Source organism: Ruminococcus sp. RTP21359st1_H3_RTP21359_211015 (genome assembly GCF_040909065.1).
In the GTDB taxonomy this organism is placed as follows: Bacteria; Bacillota; Clostridia; order Oscillospirales; family Ruminococcaceae; genus Hominimerdicola; species Hominimerdicola aceti.
Window position 1 is genome coordinate 1 of sequence record NZ_JBDGDD010000027.1, and the last position, 18,930, is coordinate 18,930.

The 18,930-nt window shown below is 43.8% G+C and carries 21 protein-coding genes and 1 pseudogene; 1 reads left to right on the forward strand and 21 read right to left on the reverse strand.

All coding sequences use genetic code 11. The features are described from left to right. Nucleotides 1–260 precede the first annotated feature (260 nt). The 10 genes from AB5Z01_RS10710 to AB5Z01_RS10755 all read right to left on the reverse strand — a co-directional run bounded on the left by AB5Z01_RS10710 (nucleotide 261) and on the right by AB5Z01_RS10755 (nucleotide 9,355). A complete protein-coding gene (locus tag AB5Z01_RS10710) occupies nucleotides 261–497 on the reverse strand; it encodes a DUF6103 family protein (protein ID WP_195220556.1) in 237 nt (78 codons plus the stop codon). A gap of 20 nt (nucleotides 498–517) precedes the next feature. Continuing rightward, nucleotides 518–1,498, reverse strand: a complete 981-nt coding sequence (locus AB5Z01_RS10715) for a hypothetical protein (RefSeq protein ID WP_195220555.1) — start codon at nucleotides 1,496–1,498, stop codon at nucleotides 518–520. A 4-nt stretch (nucleotides 1,499–1,502) separates the two neighbouring features. Continuing rightward, nucleotides 1,503–3,356, reverse strand: coding sequence for a VirB4 family type IV secretion system protein (locus tag AB5Z01_RS10720; protein ID WP_368365531.1), 1,854 nt, complete (start codon nucleotides 3,354–3,356; stop codon nucleotides 1,503–1,505). After that, nucleotides 3,346–3,936, reverse strand: a complete 591-nt coding sequence (locus tag AB5Z01_RS10725) for a hypothetical protein (RefSeq protein WP_195220553.1) — start codon at nucleotides 3,934–3,936, stop codon at nucleotides 3,346–3,348. Before AB5Z01_RS10725 ends, AB5Z01_RS10720 begins: the two co-directional genes overlap by 11 nt. After that, a complete protein-coding gene (locus AB5Z01_RS10730) occupies nucleotides 3,937–4,203 on the reverse strand; it encodes a hypothetical protein (RefSeq protein ID WP_195220552.1) in 267 nt (88 codons plus the stop codon). A 59-nt stretch (nucleotides 4,204–4,262) separates the two neighbouring features. Beyond that, nucleotides 4,263–4,784: a hypothetical protein gene (locus AB5Z01_RS10735; RefSeq protein WP_195220551.1), complete on the reverse strand. Its 522-nt coding sequence runs from the start codon at nucleotides 4,782–4,784 to the stop codon at nucleotides 4,263–4,265. Between the two features lie 61 nt (nucleotides 4,785–4,845). Further along, nucleotides 4,846–5,772, reverse strand: a complete 927-nt coding sequence (locus AB5Z01_RS10740) for a conjugal transfer protein TrbL family protein (RefSeq protein WP_368365532.1) — start codon at nucleotides 5,770–5,772, stop codon at nucleotides 4,846–4,848. Next, on the reverse strand, nucleotides 5,765–6,070 hold the full coding sequence (locus AB5Z01_RS10745; protein ID WP_332009227.1) for a helix-turn-helix domain-containing protein: 306 nt from the start codon (nucleotides 6,068–6,070) through the stop codon (nucleotides 5,765–5,767). The genes AB5Z01_RS10740 and AB5Z01_RS10745 overlap by 8 nt, the downstream gene beginning before the upstream one ends. Nucleotides 6,071–6,085: 15 nt before the next feature. Further along, nucleotides 6,086–7,840: a VirD4-like conjugal transfer protein, CD1115 family gene (locus AB5Z01_RS10750; RefSeq protein ID WP_368365533.1), complete on the reverse strand. Its 1,755-nt coding sequence runs from the start codon at nucleotides 7,838–7,840 to the stop codon at nucleotides 6,086–6,088. Nucleotides 7,841–7,942: 102 nt separating this feature from the next. After that, nucleotides 7,943–9,355: a DUF3991 domain-containing protein gene (locus tag AB5Z01_RS10755; protein ID WP_368365534.1), complete on the reverse strand. Its 1,413-nt coding sequence runs from the start codon at nucleotides 9,353–9,355 to the stop codon at nucleotides 7,943–7,945. A gap of 94 nt (nucleotides 9,356–9,449) precedes the next feature. Between AB5Z01_RS10755 and AB5Z01_RS10760 the strand changes: the two genes are divergently transcribed. Beyond that, a complete protein-coding gene (locus AB5Z01_RS10760; RefSeq protein ID WP_046438598.1) occupies nucleotides 9,450–9,800 on the forward strand; it encodes a hypothetical protein in 351 nt (116 codons plus the stop codon). 64 nt (nucleotides 9,801–9,864) lie between these two features. Here AB5Z01_RS10760 and AB5Z01_RS10765 read toward each other — a convergent pair whose 3' ends face one another. The 11 genes and pseudogenes from AB5Z01_RS10765 to AB5Z01_RS10815 form a co-directional block, all read right to left on the reverse strand. Then, nucleotides 9,865–10,563 carry a hypothetical protein gene (locus AB5Z01_RS10765; protein ID WP_368365535.1) on the reverse strand — a complete coding sequence of 233 codons (699 nt, stop codon included), beginning with the start codon at nucleotides 10,561–10,563 and terminating at the stop codon, nucleotides 9,865–9,867. A gap of 13 nt (nucleotides 10,564–10,576) precedes the next feature. Next, on the reverse strand, nucleotides 10,577–10,903 hold the full coding sequence (locus tag AB5Z01_RS10770) for a DUF3852 domain-containing protein (protein WP_332009200.1): 327 nt from the start codon (nucleotides 10,901–10,903) through the stop codon (nucleotides 10,577–10,579). Next, the gene (locus AB5Z01_RS10775) at nucleotides 10,900–15,276 is read right to left on the reverse strand and encodes a SpaA isopeptide-forming pilin-related protein (RefSeq protein ID WP_368365536.1); all 4,377 of its coding nucleotides are present in this window, start codon (nucleotides 15,274–15,276) and stop codon (nucleotides 10,900–10,902) included. The genes AB5Z01_RS10770 and AB5Z01_RS10775 overlap by 4 nt, the downstream gene beginning before the upstream one ends. 69 nt (nucleotides 15,277–15,345) lie before the next feature. Beyond that, nucleotides 15,346–16,251: a hypothetical protein gene (locus tag AB5Z01_RS10780; protein WP_287215844.1), complete on the reverse strand. Its 906-nt coding sequence runs from the start codon at nucleotides 16,249–16,251 to the stop codon at nucleotides 15,346–15,348. A 108-nt stretch (nucleotides 16,252–16,359) separates the two neighbouring features. Further along, nucleotides 16,360–16,722 carry a SpoVG family protein gene (locus AB5Z01_RS10785; protein ID WP_177497073.1) on the reverse strand — a complete coding sequence of 121 codons (363 nt, stop codon included), beginning with the start codon at nucleotides 16,720–16,722 and terminating at the stop codon, nucleotides 16,360–16,362. 14 nt (nucleotides 16,723–16,736) lie between these two features. Continuing rightward, entirely contained in the window at nucleotides 16,737–17,159 is a 423-nt protein-coding gene (locus AB5Z01_RS10790; protein WP_332009197.1) for a DUF3846 domain-containing protein, read from the reverse strand. Next, entirely contained in the window at nucleotides 17,156–17,422 is a 267-nt protein-coding gene (locus tag AB5Z01_RS10795) for a hypothetical protein (protein ID WP_117859745.1), read from the reverse strand. Before AB5Z01_RS10795 ends, AB5Z01_RS10790 begins: the two co-directional genes overlap by 4 nt. 9 nt (nucleotides 17,423–17,431) lie before the next feature. Next, complete coding sequence (locus tag AB5Z01_RS10800; RefSeq protein WP_287215871.1) at nucleotides 17,432–18,238, reverse strand: DNA adenine methylase; 807 nt, start codon at nucleotides 18,236–18,238, stop codon at nucleotides 17,432–17,434. 125 nt (nucleotides 18,239–18,363) lie between these two features. Continuing rightward, entirely contained in the window at nucleotides 18,364–18,558 is a 195-nt protein-coding gene (locus AB5Z01_RS10805) for a hypothetical protein (protein ID WP_147340087.1), read from the reverse strand. Then, nucleotides 18,542–18,691 carry a hypothetical protein gene (locus AB5Z01_RS10810; protein WP_181982616.1) on the reverse strand — a complete coding sequence of 50 codons (150 nt, stop codon included), beginning with the start codon at nucleotides 18,689–18,691 and terminating at the stop codon, nucleotides 18,542–18,544. The genes AB5Z01_RS10805 and AB5Z01_RS10810 overlap by 17 nt, the downstream gene beginning before the upstream one ends. After that, nucleotides 18,692–18,928 (reverse strand): annotated as a pseudogene (locus AB5Z01_RS10815) (hypothetical protein); the annotation flags it as partial. Nucleotides 18,929–18,930 lie beyond the last annotated feature (2 nt).

An 18,930-nucleotide genomic window follows, 5' to 3' on the forward strand; every position in this document is an offset into this window, starting at 1 on the left:
TTTTTTGCTGTGTGATATATTAAAGCCCGTGGGCTTCCATATCGAGGGAATCCACGGGCTTTGTTGCGCTTTTTTTTTACAGCGCCTTTAACTTGCAATATATTAAATGCCCCTCAAACCCACCCGAAATCATCTGATTTCTTCCAATCTAATTTCTGCGACAAACGTCCCACATTCGCCCCGACTGCCTTCAGGGTAAAGTTACCCCACCCATGCTGTGAAAACGCCACACAGGGCGACACGGTGCGAACCGTGGCGAATTACTGCTCGAATCGTTTCCCCGATTCGGCAGGAGCAGTGATCTTCTGCTTTCTCGCAGGCTTTCTGTCCGACATCATATCAATAAAATCTCTCACATTCTGCGGAACGACCTTGCCGTAAAGCTGATCCGCATACTTTTCAAGCTCCGCCGCAAGAGTTGTGTTCTTCTGCTCCAGATACATCTCTATCGCAGAGAGCTTTTTCTCGTTTACACTTACAGTAACTGATTTTTTCAACCTATCACACTCCAATAAAATTAATTTTCTAATGAGCTGTCCTCATTCAAACTTTCAATAGCGTCAGTCACCTCCTGTGGATAATCAATCCCTTCATAGGTACACCAGCTTGTCCAACTGCCATTTGAAACATTTTCTTTTGTCACATAGCCGCAATCGGCAGAGGAGAAAACGACCTCGCCGTTACCTATATAAATCCCATGCTTACTGCCATCGAACAGTCCTATTCCTGCGGTTTCCGGCATGGTATCAAGTCCTCCTTGCTCGGTGTAAACAAGCGTATCGTAATCGGAATTGAACAACTTGTCTGTCGGATCATAATTTAGATACCCAAGCACAAGTCCTGCGTTGTCAGCATATCTGATGCGGTCTGTTTCGTCTCTTTCACCGGCAGCACCGCTTTTGTATCCCCACCCTGAGATAAAAGCATTCTCTGCCCATGCCGCAAGGTCTGAACAGTTTTTACTGCCTGCGTCATTGAACATATATGAATTTAAGGTGCTGTTCATAACAAATGTGTATGTGCGAACAAATTCGTCATAGTCTATCTCCAAGCCGTAAGTCGAGTTTATCGCCGCAATTAAATCACTGTCATTTGGAGCAACAGCGAACAAATTTGCGTATGACTCAGCATTGAAATTCTGAACCTCGTCGAAGTATGACATATATATCAGCTGAGCCTTTATGGTCTGAACCTTGACACCCTTTTCGTCCATAGCGTTTGCAATGTCATTACCTGCTGATCGGATATCATCGAGCTTTTGCCTGCTTTCACTGTCAAGAGAACTGTAAAAATCATCGGCATTAATGTGAAGTTCAGGCACTTGAGCTTCCTCGCCGACCTCCCCAAGAGAAGAAAGCATCACCGCAGGAGCACACAGCAAAAGGAGCATACCCACCGCAGCACTAAGCACCACAGTCACAAGCTTGCCTCGCTTTTTTTCATCACCAAGAATATATATGGCTGCCTTTTTAAGAGCCGCCGCAACTGTCGCCGACATTACATCACCTTCCTCCCGCCGAACCAAACAGTGCCGCCTTGTAAGCAGGAGCAATGACCTGCAGCAGATACCTCTCATTGCCGCACCGATACAGACAAATTCCTCTTTCGGGATACTTGATAAGACTGTACTCTGAATCTTCCAACTGTAAGGTGTCAATGAATGCCGTCGGCGAGATATTTCCCGGATTGAACAGAAAATGATGTGCAGGAATAGAAAACAGCGGCTTGGTGAACTCCTTTATCTCAGGCAGCAGAAAGTCCTCGATATTTTGCGAAGCTAATATGAAAGACGATTCCTTTTTTCGAACACGTTTCATACCGTTGCGAATATATTCGATTGCCGTCATATTTGTAAGGAATAAATATAACTCATCGACTGCCGCAACAGTATTTCCGCGCCCTAAAAGCTGATTGCTCATGTAGCTTAGAATGTTGAACAGCAGCGTATCTTTCAGCCGTTTGTTTGTATCCATAAGACCTTTTACTCCGAAACAGATAAACTCGCTGTCTTTGATGTTTGTTCTGCCGTTGAAATATTTCGATTCCGCTCCCTTGCACATTGAGTGCAATCCCAAGCAGATATTCTGCAATATTTCTTCGGTGTAGAGGTGTTTCTTAGCATTATCAAACGCCATAAATTCTTTTTCAACTAACTCATACAGGTCTGACATTACAGGATAGTCACAGCTTTCCAACTTATCGAGATCTGTTAGATCATCAATGCCAAAACGTGCATACAGTTTCATAAGCATTATCTCTATTGTGTCGATCTCTGCGTCTGTGAAGTCCTTGTACGCTCTGAAAAAGTCTTTGAGATAGCTGATGTGCTGACTTAAACGGGTGACTTTTCGGAATGCTTCGGGACTGTCGTCGGTTTCCTTTTCTTGATTTCCAAAGCGAGAATTTTCTGACCACGCTTTAGGCTCAAGCGGATTTATCATAAATTCTCCCGACATCATATCGATATACGTTCCGCCAAGGTTTGAACATAAATCTTCGTATTCATGTTCAGGGTCTAAGACCAGAACACTTTTCCCTGCCTCACGCTGATTGCATAAAAGCAGTTTCATCAGATACGACTTACCCTGACCGCTGTTGCCGAGTATAAGAATGTTGGAGTTTGTTTTGTCCTCAGTTCGCTTGTCAAAGTCAACAAGAATATTCGTGCTGTACTTATCTCTTCCAACATAAAAGCCGCTCTCATCGGTCTTGCCGCTGTAATTCAAGGGATAAAGATCAGCCACCGAGCTTGCAGGAAGAACACGTTCAAACTGACTTGCGAATACGTTATTGCCCGCAGGATGAACAGACAAGAATCCTTCTTTCTGACGTAAAAGCAAACGGTCAACGGATATTTTGGAACGTGTCAGTTCCATTTGAATATCGGCTTTCAGTTCTTTCAGCTTGTCCTCAGAGCTTGCTTTTAGCTCAATAAAAACAGCTGTGTGCAGTAAAGGTTCTTTGTTTCTGCGTAGTTCGCTTATCAGCTCCACCACATCATTTATGTTATCCTGAGCCTTTATGCTCTCGTTGACATCATTTGTAGTAGTCATCATATGGTTCTTCCGCATTGCCTGCTGAACGATCTTCCTCTGCTCCATGCTTGTAACAAGGCGGTTGTAGATTCTTAGCGTTACGCCGTTTCTGTCCGCAAGGTGAGCAAGTATTGCCGTTTCTTCCGTACTTGGCGGATATTCCGTCACCGCCCAGCAGGACTTGTAGAAGTTTCCGCAGATATAGTGGTCGGTGAAAAAGCGTATAATGCCTGGTGCAATGCGGTCAAAAAAGTCCTTTGTATCGATGATCTCAAGCTGTTCTTCTGACAGTTCTTTTTTCTTTTGCTTTCTACTTCTCATTAACAGTCACCTCCTGTTTTTCCAGATCAAATTCATTCTCTCCCTCAATATCGGGGATATCATCTCCGGATATGCTTGTCCCGAAATACAAAGCCAGCATACGCTTGATCTCCGGCTTACTCATTCTCCTAGCCGCAAAACCGTGCTCCGATATTGCCTTATCCACACGATTCAGCGTGCTGAATATCTGCTCGTCCTTTTCACGTCTGAACCGCACCGCAAACATAAACTGTCTCGCTGTCGACATCTCAACTTGTATCTCGTCGAGAAAATCATAGTCAGCTTGCAGCAGTTTTCTGACCGCCTCGTTCTGCTCCGTCTGCAAACGCTTTTTGACATAGGTTTTGTTGCTGTCGAAACACTCGCAGGAATCCAAAGCAAGTATTTCAAGGTCCGGTATCGTGCTTAACAGCATCATAAGGTGGTGTATCTTCACATCGATATTCGCAGCCGACAGCACGGAAATATTGGTTGGTTCAACGCTGAAAAATGCTATCTCAGCTTTATCAGTCTTTACGCCGTATTTAGTAAAGCGTTCAAGACCGATAAGACCCTGAACGCTGTTTTTGCTTTTCTTCATTTAACTTTTCTTCCATAAATACAACTGCTGCGAGGTCAGAAAAAACCTCACAGCATTAAAAAGATAGTCCATTATCGACATTTCATCTGCTCTTACAGTCATAAAAGCATAGCAGGCTGTGACTGCAAAGGGGATAATGTTCCATAGATTCACAAGCACTATCACAGACAGTACTATCCCTGCACAGATAATGATAAGATCCCGAACGCTCCAAAACCACAGCTTTACGCTTGCTCTCAGGTTTTCGGGGTAGATGTAGGTTTTCATTTTTGTTATCACGCTCCGTTCTTGCATAAAAAAACAGCCAAGCTTTTGGCTTGACTGTATTAGCAATATCTTAAATATTTCATACCATTGAATTCATAGTCCGGATTCTTATTGAAGAAGATTTTTTCTTTGAAATTATCTTTTTCACAACAGACAATGTTGAAAACGAAAAACTGATAGTACCACTCACCCGTGTCATAATAGGTGTTTCTTTCATTAAAAACAATCCGTCCATATTGATCTTTTCTCAAAACAAAAGCAGTTTTATCAAATCCTCCATAAAAATGAACTTCGTACTGATTATCACCGATCGGTTTCACCCCTATCTTTTTACCAAAGGGAGAACGATTGAATTTTCCATCATACAGCTGACTTTCTGTAAACTGCCGACTTTTTGTACCTCTATTGTGCATCCCGTTAGTATCCTGATAAAAAAACGCAGAATGAAACAATACATTTTGTTGTATTTCATCAGAATTGATTCTTACAGGATAGAACTTTATGGCATTTCTTGCTTGTGCAAAATTTGCATACCTGACGTTTTTTCTGTATTCAATTTCAATTTGCTGAACAAATAACATAGCGTACACCACTTTTTGTTTTGAAATAATAATGTTATTATATCATACGATTAACGTAAAATCAAGCTTTTCCCTTGATCATATTCACCGCTTTAGCCCCCATAGAAACAGTATGACTAACACTCATCATATTGACTCTAACGCTGGTATCAAGCCCGTACATCTGAGCTATCCTCGGCACTTCGTTAGCCGACAGGCATATCCCCACAGCAAGCAATGGGTGCTGAGTGTACGTCAGAAGTCCGATATACAATATCGTTGTCTGCAAAAAAGCCGTCAGGCAAGTAGCGATGACCTGCTTGCACCAGCTGTAAAAGCCGTCGGTGTAGCCCCTCGGAACTCCGAACATATACAAGCTCCCGACAGCTATCTGGCAAAGCATTATGCCGCCTCGCTTGATGTTCGCAAACACGACCTTTACCGTGCAGTAACCGAAAAGTATGATAAAAAACAGGCTAAAAAGTGAAACGTCAGATGCAAGAACATACAGCACAGAAAGCCCCGAATCGGCTATAGTGCTGTATGTGTCAGACAAAAACACCCCAAGCAGATCGTAGGAAAATGAACCCTGTAAGGCTATGCACAGCTCGTAAAGCCGCTGTGGGACTACCGCAAAGAGAGCCGCCGCCATAAAGCCTTTTATCACATTCACACAGGTCTGCCTGATGTTAGCCGCTCCCGACTCGTATGCCATAGCAGTGTCAAAAACCGCCATGACAAGACCGCAGACAAAAAGCATCCAACCGAGAGCCTGAAACAGACTGACAAAGGTCCTCACCCAGGCAAGAGAGAACAGATCGGTCGCCGACTGATCTATGAACATAAAAAGCTCTGCCACCGCACCGTAGACCTTGTTGAAAAGCCACTCGAACATAATGTCCCACACAGCGTCGGATATTGCGTCTACCGTTCCGCCTATGGTGCTGTCCCACAGGCTTGATATCCCGTCGCCTATCCAGTCGATAGCGTCAGATATCCAATCAAACAAGCTTATCACCTCGTTTCTCGGAACGATTTGTATTAGTTATCTCTCCCTTTATGCGGTACAGAGAACTCCGCCGACCGCATTGTGGGTGATAACGGGGGAAACGCTCTAACGATCCGCTTTCTTCAAGCTCGTTAAAAGCACGAAACACCGTGCTTTTTGAAATGCTCAGATCTTCTGCTATCCTTCGTACAGAGGGAAAGCATTCTCCGTTTTTGTCCGCACGGTTTGCTAGGTAGCAGTACACAGCCACAGACTTGTGGCTTAGTCCTAAGTCGTAGATCCTTTTTGGAAATATCAATAAACATCACTCCTTTTATGTCTTGACATTGGTCTTTTTCTTTGGCTCTGCCTCAAATTCCACAGGCAGCATATCTTTTTTCTTCTGCGGATATTTGATTTCAATATCACGAATAAGCTCGTCACGCTCTTTGTATGAAACGGCACGGGCGGTATTATCGGGAAGTTTGTATTCTTCTTCAAACTTGATACCCCATTTGAAGAACAGTTTTAACTTGCTTATCATCGGGCATGTTCCTGTTTTCATAACAATAAACTGTCCTTTCGGCATAGATTTTAATTCGTCCACAGTCATAAGCGGTCTGCCTATCATCTGCAATGACTGAGATCTGTCCCTTCCGTTTGATACAGAACCGCTTAATACCGTTTGTTCTCCCAATGCTTTTGAAAGCACCTCTGCACTCTGACTGTTTGGTGCAAATCCGCCGAACACAGTAAGCTGAGTGTTGTCGGTTATTATCTCCATACCCTGTTTCCCGTAGTTCTGTTCAAGCTGTGCAAAGGACTGGATTATTGCCACTATGGATATTTTTCTTGAACGTCCTGCGGAGAACATAGATTCAGCACCCTCTATCTTAGGAAAAGTTCCAAATTCGTCGCAGTAAAACATAACTCTGTTTTTTAGTTTTCCGCCGTTTTCGTCTGCAATGACTAATATCTCACGATACATCTGTTGGATAAGCAGGCTGACCATAAAGTACTTGCTTGTATCTTCTTCGGGAAGAACGATAAAGATAGCAGACTTTTCATTGCAAAACTTCTCGGCGTCTATCGCCGTTCCAAAGCACAGCATTTGTTCAAGTTCAGAATCAAGAAAACTGTTGAGCCTTGAAAGTGCAGTCGACATTACCGACAGCATAGACTGGTCAGACGCATTCAGAGCCGCTCCTGCAAGCCATTTTGCTTTGTGTTCGCTTGGAAGTTTGTCCATAAGCTTTGAAAAATACATTTTAGGTTTTGCTTTCGGGTCGGGCTGATACTTAGCAAGCAAGTCCTGAATAAGCTTGAAAACGGAAACTATATGCCGTTCGTTTTTGTCGCCAAACTCCGCCAAAAGCAGTATGACCGAGGCGAGCAGACCCTCAGCTGCATCGTAGAAAAAAGCGTTTTGTCCGTAGCTGTGGCTGTCACCTCCGCCGATATTGATAATTGTCTTTGCGGTTATCTTTGCATACTTTTCAGCTTTTGCCTTTGCCGAAAGGTCGTTTTTATCAGACAGATAAATATCCATATACTTGTTTACAAGGTGCAGGATATTGTTTTCATCTGAGCGTGTGGGGTTACGCAGATCAAGCACAGAAACATTGTAGCCGTAATACTTTTTGGCGATAGTTCCGTAGTTTCGTGCAACATCTCCTTTTGTATCAGTTGAGATAAAAGACATTCCGCTTGCACAGGCAAGCTCTATGTTCGGATACAAAAAGTATGCAGTCTTGCCCACACCCGCAGCTCCTATCATAAGCGTGTGAACATCGCCGTCATCTACAATAGCCACAGTTTTTTTTCCGTGTGTCCGACAGCCTACCACCGTACCTTGAACAGTCGGCAGGTTCTGACCTTTTCTCCACATCTCCGGCTCGAATGGCAGAGGGATAAAAGTACGCTTTATCTCAGCTTTTGTCGCCCACCTCGCAGTTCCGTGCTGTCCATTGCCGACTTTTTTTGCCTTTATTCCGTTAAGCGACTTGTTGTCAAGCAGATTTACTACCACTAAAAAGGCAATGAAAGCTATGACAAGCAAACCTATTAAAATCATTTGTTTTTCACTCAAAATTTCACTTCCTATCCATAGAAATATGCTTTCTTCTGTATTTAAAAGAACAGTTAGTTTGTTATCTTCAAGGTATTGCACCGTGAAGCAGACGGTATCGCATTACCCGAATTCCATACATTGCTCCGGTTCTGAAACAATGTATTCTGATTCGCTTTGCTCTTGTGTAAGTTCGGATAATGTATTTTCAACATTTAGCCGCAAGGCACTATCTGCAAGGCTATACAAAAGCTTTGCCGTCTGAACCGACTGCTCTCGGGTTCGAGCGGTCTGTTTCAGATCACGCAGAACCTCCTGCACACAGTCCTGCAAATTCCTTTGTTTCTGTGCTTTTCTGCCCTTGTCGGTGTAGGGCTTGTAACTGCCTTTGAGCTTGTTTTGGAGCCATACAAACGCCTTACACTCGCTGTTTATCTGCTCTGTTTTGGGCATGAAAAAAGCCGAGCCTGCCAACGCATACTCGGCGAGATACCTGTATTGTCCGTTTTTGAATGTTGCATATATTTGCGAGGTCAGCTTGTCGGGACGGCATCGTAAATACTTTAAGCCATCAATCTGATGAAGATATTCTTCCTTCCGCTTATGAGGAACAGCAGGCAGAGCTGTGGCTCCGTTCTTTGCTTTCAGCACTTCGTTCCAATCCTTGTACTCCGGTGCGAGCCGTTTCACATCGGAATATCCGTTATCCGCAAGAATATCCCTAAGTCGGTCAACAGCTTCAATTCCGCCCTCATCATTATCCACGCAAAGCACAATTTCGGACAGATTTGAATGGTTCTTCAAAGCCGTTAAAACAGCATTTTCATACACTCCGTTCATTGCAATGCAGCTGTGCTTTTGCCATTCTTTCGGATAAAGCGTAAGAAAACTCATCATATCTATGGGAGCCTCAAACACATAGAGTCTTTTGCTTTCACCGAAATGTGCAAAGCTGTATCTTGTGTCAGAACCTTGACAAGTGATCCTGAAACTATTGCCGTAAGAATTTGTTGAACGCTTGCTTGCCTGCCTTGGAACGCCGTTTTCGTCAACGCCTACGAACACCGCATTGTGATGTTCCTTGTCCTCATAAAGCGTGTGCTGTTTTGCAAAATGGCTGATAATATCGGGAGAAATGAACCTCTGCTTTATCAGGTAGGCATAAACCCTATGCATATTTGTGTTTGCCTCGGGAAGTCTGAACTCTTTCTTTTCTTCCTTTGCGATAGCTTTCGGCGGACTGTGGGACAGCGGAGTTACTGTCTGACCAAGCAGTTCCTGCACCGCCGTCTGAAAGTCCATACCATAAAACTCCTGCATAAACTTTATTGCTCCGCCGCCTATCTGATTTTTGTGATCGAACCAGGTAGAGCCACGGAGCGTTATGCTGTCGTGCCTGCCCGAACCGTCGTAGTAAATGAGCTTATGCTCTCTGCCGACACGTTCTAATTTTTCACCTCGCATTCTCAGGAATTCTTCGAGGTCTACGCTGTTGGCAAGGACTTTTTGTTCGTCTGTAAATGGGATATATGGCACTTTATCACCTGCTTTCTGTTTACTAGGGTTGATTTTTCGAGGTTGGTGTGGTATAATGGATAATAACATAAATCGAAATTTGTAGGAGATAGCCATGAAAAGTAAAATTATCTATTGTCTGAATTTTCTCTGGACGAGTTTTATTGCATTTTCATTTCCAATATGTTTCGGCTGGATTTTTCTTGATATAACTGGACATTCAAAAGGCTATAGCTATGATTTAGGCTCGGAGAAAGATGTTTCTATTATGCTTGGCTGTATTGAGCTACTGATTTGGCTTGCTTTATCATTTCCCTCAAATATCTATGTATTTCGGAAAACATTGAGTAAAGGCAAGGCATATCTGCTTATCCCTATCGTATTGTATATAACACTTGCTGTAATTTGCGTAATGATTACACATGGTGGGTGGACATCATACGCAAAAGAAGTATTTAATATATAAATTCTGATTTATACTCCCCAAAACCAAAGGGCTGAGCCAACCTCAGCCCTTTTTTCATTTTAAATCAGTACTTCACATTCTCCGCAAACTTAGCCATCAGCTGTGAAAAACTCTGCCTTTCCATCATATCCGAACTGAGAAATGCACCCGATACAACGGTAAGCTTGTTTTCACTCAGCACAGCATAGGTTTCTGTGTATCCGAACTGAGTCGCCATACCGTCGGATTTCTGAACAGAGCCGTACTGCTGATACTTGCCCTTTGAAACAACACTGCTTGTCATTCGGTAACTCGAAACAAAGTCATCTTCGGTGATACCGCTCATCTGTGCGGAGGTCTGTCCGAAGTAATAATCTCCGAAGTTTTCAAGGATATATTCCATATCGTGATCAAGATCACTCTGACTTAAATCGACGCACATAACATCTATCATACCGCCGCCGTTTTTGCCTTTCAGCGATATATTCTGCACTCCGTTTGAACTGTCTGTCTGCGTTTCAAATGAACAGCCTTTCATTGCCTCTGTTACCAATGTGCTTGTATCTGCAAAGCATATATTTGAATCGAAAAACTCCGCAATAAAGGTATCATATTTTACCTGTTCTTCATCGACGGTACTTTCAGCCTCCGAAGAGGCAGCCGCACTTACTGTCGGTGCGGCTGTTGTGACTGTTGTCTGCTCGGCTTTGAACGGCGGCGAGATATTTCCGCAGCCTGTAAGGATCACCGCAGACAGTACGGCGAGTATAAGAATATTCTTCATTTGTCATACCTCCTTACACAATCGACCAAATATACAGCGGAGCGGTAAGGGTGAATATGAGGCAGGCGAAGATTATCGCAACAGGAGTCCATTCTATCTGTCCGTGCTTGCGGTAGTCCATATACATCGCACCTATCTTCACAAACAGCAATACCGCAAGGATAACATCAAGGCACGGAAAAACAACATTGTTCACCACCGACACTATTTGCGATCTGGCTGTGTTCCAAGTGCTTGTGACCGCCCACGCAACATCACCCGAAGCATAGGCAGTTAGCGACATCACAGCCGCAAAGCACACCGAACTTGCTGCTGCGATCAATTTCTTTTTAGATCTCATTTCACATCATCCTTTCTCTGTTCCTTACCGTTCTTCTTGTGTATGACCATACCGAAAACCATAATAACCGCTGCGGCTACGAGATAAAATTCAGCACCATTGTCTGCGGATACACCCGTATTAGGAGTATCTATTGTGACTGTAGGAGGAGTTTCAAGATCAGGCGTATGCTCATCATACATAACGACTTCGGTCACAGAACCGTCCTCGTTGACAGTAAACCTGATCTCGTTTGCGATCTCGTAACCGTCGGGAGCAATTGTTTCACGGAGCGTGTACTCCTTGCCTGCGATCAGCTTGCCTTCGATGAAGTGAGCTTCGTCTGCAGATACCCATTCCTCAACAACATTTCCGTTCTCGTCGATAATTTGCAAAGTAGCACCCGGCAATTCTTCGCCTGTTGTAATGTCCCGCTTTGAAATACGAACCTTAGTGGTATCGTCCACCATAACGATAAGCGGATAGCCGTTATCCGAAACGGCTGTAGAATCAACGTTTTCTACCGTAACATTGCCGTAAACATCAATGCTGAACTTAATGTCCGTTGCAATCACATAACCATCGGGGGCGGCAATTTCTTTAAGCACATATTCACCCGCACCAAGCTTTGAAACAACGTGATTTGTGTCGTCGGAAGTCCACTTATCAACTATCTCACCGTCAGCATTTTCAAGCACCATTTCAGCACCCACAAGTTCGTTTCCGTACACATCACGCTTTGAAATCTCAACAGTAATCGGTTTATTCACCGCAGTAATTTCTACGACATCGCCGTCCTCAGAAACAGTAACAGGATAGCTCTCATCGCTAAGAATATATCCTGTGGGAGCTTCGATTTCATGAATAATATACTCGCCATAGGGGATTTCGTCGAACACAAAATATCCGTTTTCATCTGATGTGAAAGTCATTATTGCAGTATCTCTGCTGAACTTCACACAGTCGGCAGTAAACAGACCGAACACAGCATTTTCAAGAGGTTCACTTTTATCATCTACCTTGTGACCCTCTATCCTGCCACGCTTGAGAAGATTTACAAACTGTCCGCAGTCAATATCCGCAGTCCGGATGTCCTGTCCCATATACTCGAAGTTTACAAGATACTTTTCACCATTGAGAACATAATGTTCATCGGTTGCAATTTCCTGAACATAATACCTGCCGAAAGGTATCTGTACATCAAATTTTGCGGTCATATTCTCAGCAAGTGAAACCTCTGAAAGCAGTCCGTCCGCAGGAATAACAGAACCGTCAGCGGCAGTAATATCTTCTGCGGCGAATAGTCCAAAACGAACGCTCGTATAGCAATTCTCGCCGTAGATCCCGAAAAGCTTATCATTTTCCATAACCTTAGGAAGCGATATCCTCACGCTCTGATACTCATTTTCAAAAGCTGTATTCACAGTATCTCTCACCTCAAATTCCTGTCCTGCATATGTCACTTCAACATCTTTAGGCTCATTGTTCAGCACATAACCATCGGGAGCTTTTATCTCTCTGACCTCATACTTGCCAAGATAAAGCGGCTCAGTTTCAGCATAGCCGTTTTCGTCTGTCGTGATCTCTGAAACAACATCTCCTGCATAAGCTCTGACCGTACCGTCTTCCGTTACAATATCTTCTTTTGCTTTTACCTGAAATACCGCGCCGCTGAGATCTCCGCCCGCAAACACGGGAGTGTAAGTTGTTGGATTCACGATCATTTCACCGTTTTCATTTTTGTATGCTGAGGAAGCCGTTGTCACGCTTGTGAAAATATCTCCCGTTTTATGAACGCTGATCTTTCCTTTCTGAGCGGTGTTTTGCTTTTCAACTTTGACGATAGTAAGCGAGTTTTCTTTCTCTGCATTTTCTGAGGAAACCGAAAATGCTACGGGAGTTTTATCAAGTGCATAGCCATATGGAGCCTGAACCTCAACAAGAGAATATTCGCCGTAGGGAAGAACCTCGGGAGTAATCAGATATCCCTCAGAATTAGTGTAAAACACATCAATGGCAGTAGGAGTGGGATAGCTGTACGTCATAGCTATCTTTTCTCCGTCTGCATTGTATATCTCAAATCCTGCGCCCTCATAAGGAATGATTTTTCCCGTTTCGGAATCCACCTTTACCACCTTAACATAGCTTTTAAATTCTGCATTGTTAATAAGATAGCGGTAGGTCTGTCCGTTCTCGCTGATGTTGACATCAAAATCAGCAATAAACTCAGTACCTTCCCAACCCTTGGTCTGGTGTACGGTGTAAATTCCGTAGGGCATATCCTTTGTCTGTGCAAAGCCGTTTTCATCGCACACAAGGCAGTCCTTTTCGGAATCCTTCGCATTTGCATAAGAACCCGAAGATTTCAGATAAACCTCAAATTCAGCTCCCACTTCTGGAGTTTCTATCTGAGTAGAGCCGTCATCGGAATGCTTGATCATTGCGATATTTCCCTTGATAACGTCCTCAGTCACTGTCATAGAAAGTGGGTTATGCTCAATGAAATAATTCTCAGCTTCTGCACCCACTGAATAAACTGTTTCGTCAAGGAGATAGCCTTCACTTGGCGAAATTTCCTGAACAGTGTAGTTTCCGCAGACATACTCTTTTGTTTTGAAATATCCGTTTTCATCGGTAGTATAGATATCGACAAGCTCGCCGTCCTTGTACAGTCCGTAAACTGCTCCCGCAAGTGTTCCGTTGCCCTGTGCTGTGACCATCTCTGCGTCCTGTTTTGTCACCTCTAGAGTAAATTTCTTGAGGATATTTTTGAATGTCTTGGTTGTTGTTGCGTCTGACGTAAGGGTTGCAGTCTGATCCGCAGGAACTACATATCTAATGGGAACATTTTTCTCGGAAATGGTGTACACGATCTTCTCATTATTGCTGTTGTAAACGGGAATATCGGAAAGTATTGCAATACCGTCCGAACCTGTTTTTATTGTGTAGGTCTTACCGTTGCCCGTAATAGTGAACTCTCTGTCGCCGTTCTGATTGTCCTCGGACTGCTTATTTATCTTTATCGAGCCCGTTTTAAGTTGATTGTTGAACTTCACATTCACAGTCAGATCAACATCTCCGCTCGTCAGCGTAACATTCTGAGCCTTAGGGACTTCGTATCTTGTATCTACATTGATCTCGGATACGGTGTAGGTGATCGCTTTGCCCGTGGACATATCATAAACCCTTAGATCGTCAAAGGCTGCAATTCCGTTTGCATTGGTTTTGGCAGTTTCAGAGAGCGATTTTCCATTGTATGAATAGGTGATTTTAAACTCCCTGCCGCTGATGATTCCGTCCTCTGCGGTTTTGTTAATTTTAATTGTTCCTGTTTTGAAATCCTCTGTCACCTTGTTTTTTCCTGCTTTGATTGTATAAACAGTAGGGTCAATAGAATAACCTGTAGGAGCTTTTAATTCCTTTGCGTAATAAGTGCTGTCGGGAAGTTGAATTTTACCTGTGCCGTCAGCGCCTATTGTAATTTCGCCAACCTTTTTGGTACAGGACTTGTTACTGTAGATTCCGTATACCGCTGTGGAATTGTCAACACTTGATTTTCCTACAAGATCACCGTCCGTATTGTACTTATCGATCTCAAAGGTAACATCTGTCTTTGTAATTCTGAACGCCGACATATTCATAGCTGTTGCAGTCTTGCCGTCTATTTTGTTGTTGATAACAACGCCCTCAGAACCGTTTGATTCGATTCTCCAGTGTGTACCTCCTGCGCCTGTGCCGTCCCCGACTGTTTTGGAATTGATAAGACTTTCCGAAACGCCGATAGACTTAAGGTAGCTTATCACATCGTTTCTTGAATCAAATTCGCCCATATATATCCAAGCGTGATCTTCACCAACCGGATTCTGAGCGACCACCACAGAACCTGCTGTAATAACCGAACCGTCAGCACACTCCCAATACGGGCGGTCCGTTGTCTTGATGTTCTTCTTTTCGACTTCGACCTTTGAAGTCTTTCCGTCGTAAGTTATGGTGCAGTTATCATTGACTGTAAGCCAATGATCTGTGTCAGCAGGCACGGGGTTGTTCCATGAAAATCCCGATGTTTTGTATCCAAGCTGTGTAAGCGTATAGTACACCAGACCCGAACAGTCGATACCGAGGTTGTTGATCGTCTGCACCGACAGCGGAGTGTACTGACCCTGATCATACGCATACCAGTAGCCCTTGTTTCCATAGGTATACGGTGTACCCAGCAAGGTCGCCGCCTTTGCGATCACCGTATCCGCTGACGGGAATGCCGGGTTTTCCATAGGTGTGCTTGCGGCACTTGCTGTGATAGCTCCGCTCATAGATGAACCGAACATAGAAAAAGCACAGAGTCCTGCCATGAACCCTGCGCTGAGTTTCTTTAATATTTTCGATTTTTTGAACATAAAGTGCATTTCTCCTTTTCATTTTTGCAAAGAAAAAGAGCCTGATTTCGGCTCTTTCGTTTGCACATTTTAATATATTTCATCATATCTTTGGCTGCTTATCAAATCCGCCCCTGACACATATGATTCATCAATATCTATTATTTCGCTGAATCCGCAGTCGTTATTCAGCAGAAATCCTTGTCCCTGTGTATCAAGAACAAACCATGTTCCGTTTACCTTAACAACATTTGCTACATGACCATACAGTTTTGACGGCGTCCATGCAAGATAGCATTCCAAACCTGTACCTTTGCACAAATAGTAGGTCTGCCACGAATAATTCACACAAGTGCCCGAACCGTTTTCAGTCATCCAGTTGTATACCGCCTCTGCCTTGCTGTAATCAGAGCCGTTATGAGATAAGCTTCTGCCGATATCCATATATCGTTCTTCCTCAGTAGGCACCGGCAAGGGTGGTTGAGTCTGCGGAACTGTTGTAGTCTGCGGCTTTGTCGTTGTGACAGGCGGATTTGTTACCGCAGGCTTTGCCGATGCTGACTGCTTTGCCGTTGTTGATCGGGTGGCAGACGGCTCGTTATTCTGAGACTTCTCATTGGACGGCTGAGCGTTCTGCTCCGCTAAGTTATTGTCCTGAGAATTGTTGGATGGAGTATTATTCTGCACAGCTTGGTTATTACCCTGTACAGCGTTATTCTGCCCCTGAACTGAATTGCCGCCTGTATTTGAAGTGCTTGATTTCTTAACCGCAGTTACTTCAGTATCTGTCGGCTTTGGGGAAGATGATACCGTCTGCGAACTCTTTTTAATGGTCGCTGTGGTTTCACTTGTATCCTTTTCTTCCTTTGCCGATGTTACCGTGACCGCAGTTTGGCTCACATCTGAGGTTTCTGCACTTTTCGTTGACTCCGATACATTCCCGCAGGCAGTTAAAAATACAGCACAGAATATTGATATGACCATTGCTCTTTTCATATTATCACGCTCCTTGTCAAGCAATATATCATATATCCGCCCACAAATCTATACTTTTTGCAAAAGTTCTACCTTTGTTACAAGATACACAGCAAATGCTTTAGCAAACTACATACTTATCTCCGGTTCAGGTTCATCTTCAGGCTCCGACATTTCCTCATCGGGAGTGTTCTCCACCTCGATATCCGTCTGCTGAACCTGCTGCAGCTTGAGATCATAAGCATTGAGCACAGCCTGATTTACGGCAGTTCTCGCCGACTTGGTTATGGCGTGGAAGGTGTCGCTGTACTGCTTGTTGCCGTCCTTATCGGTGTATGAGGTGGAGGGCATATTGACAAATCTGCCCTTTTCGGTCTCGATGACCCTCAGTCCGTGAACGGCGAACATACCGTCCATCGTTACGCTGGCATATGCCTTGATTGCTGAATCCTCTTTGTTTACCATTCTGTTGATAGATGCGTGTATTCTCATAGTTTCATTCTCCTTTACATTGTCTGTTCGATTTCCGGTTCTTCTTCATATTCTTCAAGCGGTTGGATCACTTCCGGCTTTGTTTCTCTCACAGCAACCAGCCCGATCTCGGGCAGATCTACTATGATATGATCAAACTGCTGCTTGTACTTTTCTATCTGTTCATCGGTAAGTGAACAGGAATCCCACTCACCGTATTCGTTACGATAATTGCCCGAAATATAGAAAGTGCCGTGAACAAGTGTATTTCCAACTATCCTGTTAGGCTTTGAACCGTTCAGCAGAAACTCATCATTGCACCAGCAAAGTGCGTTGTTTTTTGGTTCGAAATATATTGGCTCGATGCTGCCGCCCACAATTTCCTGCATGGCATGGATATCATCCTCAATATCCCTTACATACGGTTCTTTCAGAGGTTCAAACACAAGTATCCTCATTCTTTTGCCTCACTTTCACAATACTCTTTCAGCGGACAATCGCCGCAGTCATCAAACATCGCACAGGTACGCTGTATTTCCTCTTCGGATATCCCACAGTCAAAATGCTGCTTTTTCTGTTCGTCTTGCCATACGATAAGTGAAACACCGCTGCTGTCACGTTCGACCTCTACCGTTACAGCATTTCCGTGCCTGTCATAAAGCCCTGAAAATTCTGTTTTGCCTTTTGCTGTTAAAACCTGTGCCAATATTATCTTCTTCATAAAAACCTCCTAATCAAAAAGCGAAAGCTGTTTGATAGCTTTCGCACGTTCGCTTGTGTCATAATTTGATATGAGCAACTCTGCATACTGACAGCCGCCGTCATACCGCTGTGCCAAATTATTCAGCCTGCTTATCTCTTCAATGTGAATGTTTGGTTTATGCCATATCTCACGGATCTCAGGACAATCATTATACGAAACCAAAAATCTGCCTTTGATGTCAAGCAGAGCGTCACGCAGTCTGATATGATCTTTTGCAGTAAATCCTACGTCCTTGTAGTAATTCTCTGTAGCAAAATACGGCGGATCACAGTAGAAAAAGCTGACGGGTCTGTCGTACTGCTTAATGAGTTTCTCAAAATCTTTGTTCTCAACCACTACTTTCTGCAATCGTCTTGCCGCCAGATCTATCATCGGAAAGTCAGACCATATCGAATGCGGCTGGCTTGCAAAGCTGTCAAGACCGCTTGCATAGCTGTAACGTATAAGCTGATAAAACTTAGCTGCTCTGTCAACGTCATAAAGCCTTGGCAAAATGCCACGCTTATGAAGTAGAGCTAAATACTCAAAATCTTCTCTTGAATCAAGCACATATCTCAGCTTGTATTTCAGCTTTGCAGGTTTATCACGGACGCAGCGATACAAATTTGCAAGATTTGAATTGAAGTCATTGTACACCTCGAAATCCATACCCGGCGGTTTATGAAACAACACCCAGCCTGCACCGCCAAACACCTCGATATACCTTTCATAGTAAGGCGGAAATCTTGCAAGCACTTCGTCACGAAGATTCTTCTTTCCACCTACCCATGACATAAAACTGTTCATGTTTTTCCTTTCTGCCGCTAGAACCAACAGCAGAAAAGTCGCTTTGCAAGCACCAGATTTTTGATCTGCTGTTGGCAAAACGACCTTAATAAATATTAGATTTTACGCTGTTTTCAGCCCTTGATTATCGGGTCAACATAGCTGAATATAATGCGTTTCTGTTCAAGGTAGCCGTCGGCTTTGTTGACCTCATTACACAGCTCCTTGTATTGCTTTTCCGAAAGCACAGGCTTTGTGGCTCTCAGCATTGCGGGGATACACCCAAGCGTCAAACTGAAATCAGCTTTTGGTTTAATTCTTTTCTCCACGAACATATGCCTCCCTAAGCTCTTTATTCAGTCTTCCGACCTCCTGCTTTGCAGCATAGAGCATTGCACAGTCAGCACCGATGACAAGCCCTGCGATAGCTCCGATAAGCATTCCAATGAACAAATACGTCATTTACATCATCTCCATTTCCATATCCTCATCTTCCGACTGTTCATCATCGGTAGAAGTGATCTCAACATACTCACCGATAACATTTAATGCCTCATAGTAACTGCCCGAAGATGTTATTCTGCTGCACATTTCCTTTGCCTCATCATACATTCCGTTCCTTTTCAGCGTTTTTGAGGCTATGCCCATAAGATTGAATATATTTCCGTCCTGACCTATCAGCGGACATTTTGGCTTTTTGG

Bases quoted from the DNA above. Each gene is read 5' to 3' on its own strand.
- AB5Z01_RS10760 (WP_046438598.1), top strand. From the start codon at position 9,450: ATGAAAAGTAAAATTATCTATTGTCTGAATTTTCTCTGGACGAGTTTT.
- AB5Z01_RS10735 (WP_195220551.1), bottom strand. From the start codon at position 4,784: ATGTTATTTGTTCAGCAAATTGAAATTGAATACAGAAAAAACGTCAGG.
- AB5Z01_RS10790 (WP_332009197.1), bottom strand. From the start codon at position 17,159: ATGAGGATACTTGTGTTTGAACCTCTGAAAGAACCGTATGTAAGGGAT.
- AB5Z01_RS10810 (WP_181982616.1), bottom strand. From the start codon at position 18,691: ATGACGTATTTGTTCATTGGAATGCTTATCGGAGCTATCGCAGGGCTT.
- AB5Z01_RS10800 (WP_287215871.1), bottom strand. From the start codon at position 18,238: ATGTCATGGGTAGGTGGAAAGAAGAATCTTCGTGACGAAGTGCTTGCA.
- AB5Z01_RS10720 (WP_368365531.1), bottom strand. From the start codon at position 3,356: ATGAGAAGTAGAAAGCAAAAGAAAAAAGAACTGTCAGAAGAACAGCTT.
- AB5Z01_RS10795 (WP_117859745.1), bottom strand. From the start codon at position 17,422: ATGAAGAAGATAATATTGGCACAGGTTTTAACAGCAAAAGGCAAAACA.
- AB5Z01_RS10785 (WP_177497073.1), bottom strand. From the start codon at position 16,722: ATGAGAATACACGCATCTATCAACAGAATGGTAAACAAAGAGGATTCA.
- AB5Z01_RS10780 (WP_287215844.1), bottom strand. From the start codon at position 16,251: ATGAAAAGAGCAATGGTCATATCAATATTCTGTGCTGTATTTTTAACT.
- AB5Z01_RS10770 (WP_332009200.1), bottom strand. From the start codon at position 10,903: ATGAGATCTAAAAAGAAATTGATCGCAGCAGCAAGTTCGGTGTGCTTT.
- AB5Z01_RS10765 (WP_368365535.1), bottom strand. From the start codon at position 10,563: ATGAAGAATATTCTTATACTCGCCGTACTGTCTGCGGTGATCCTTACA.
- AB5Z01_RS10715 (WP_195220555.1), bottom strand. From the start codon at position 1,498: ATGTCGGCGACAGTTGCGGCGGCTCTTAAAAAGGCAGCCATATATATT.
- AB5Z01_RS10775 (WP_368365536.1), bottom strand. From the start codon at position 15,276: ATGTTCAAAAAATCGAAAATATTAAAGAAACTCAGCGCAGGGTTCATG.
- AB5Z01_RS10725 (WP_195220553.1), bottom strand. From the start codon at position 3,936: ATGAAGAAAAGCAAAAACAGCGTTCAGGGTCTTATCGGTCTTGAACGC.
- AB5Z01_RS10730 (WP_195220552.1), bottom strand. From the start codon at position 4,203: ATGAAAACCTACATCTACCCCGAAAACCTGAGAGCAAGCGTAAAGCTG.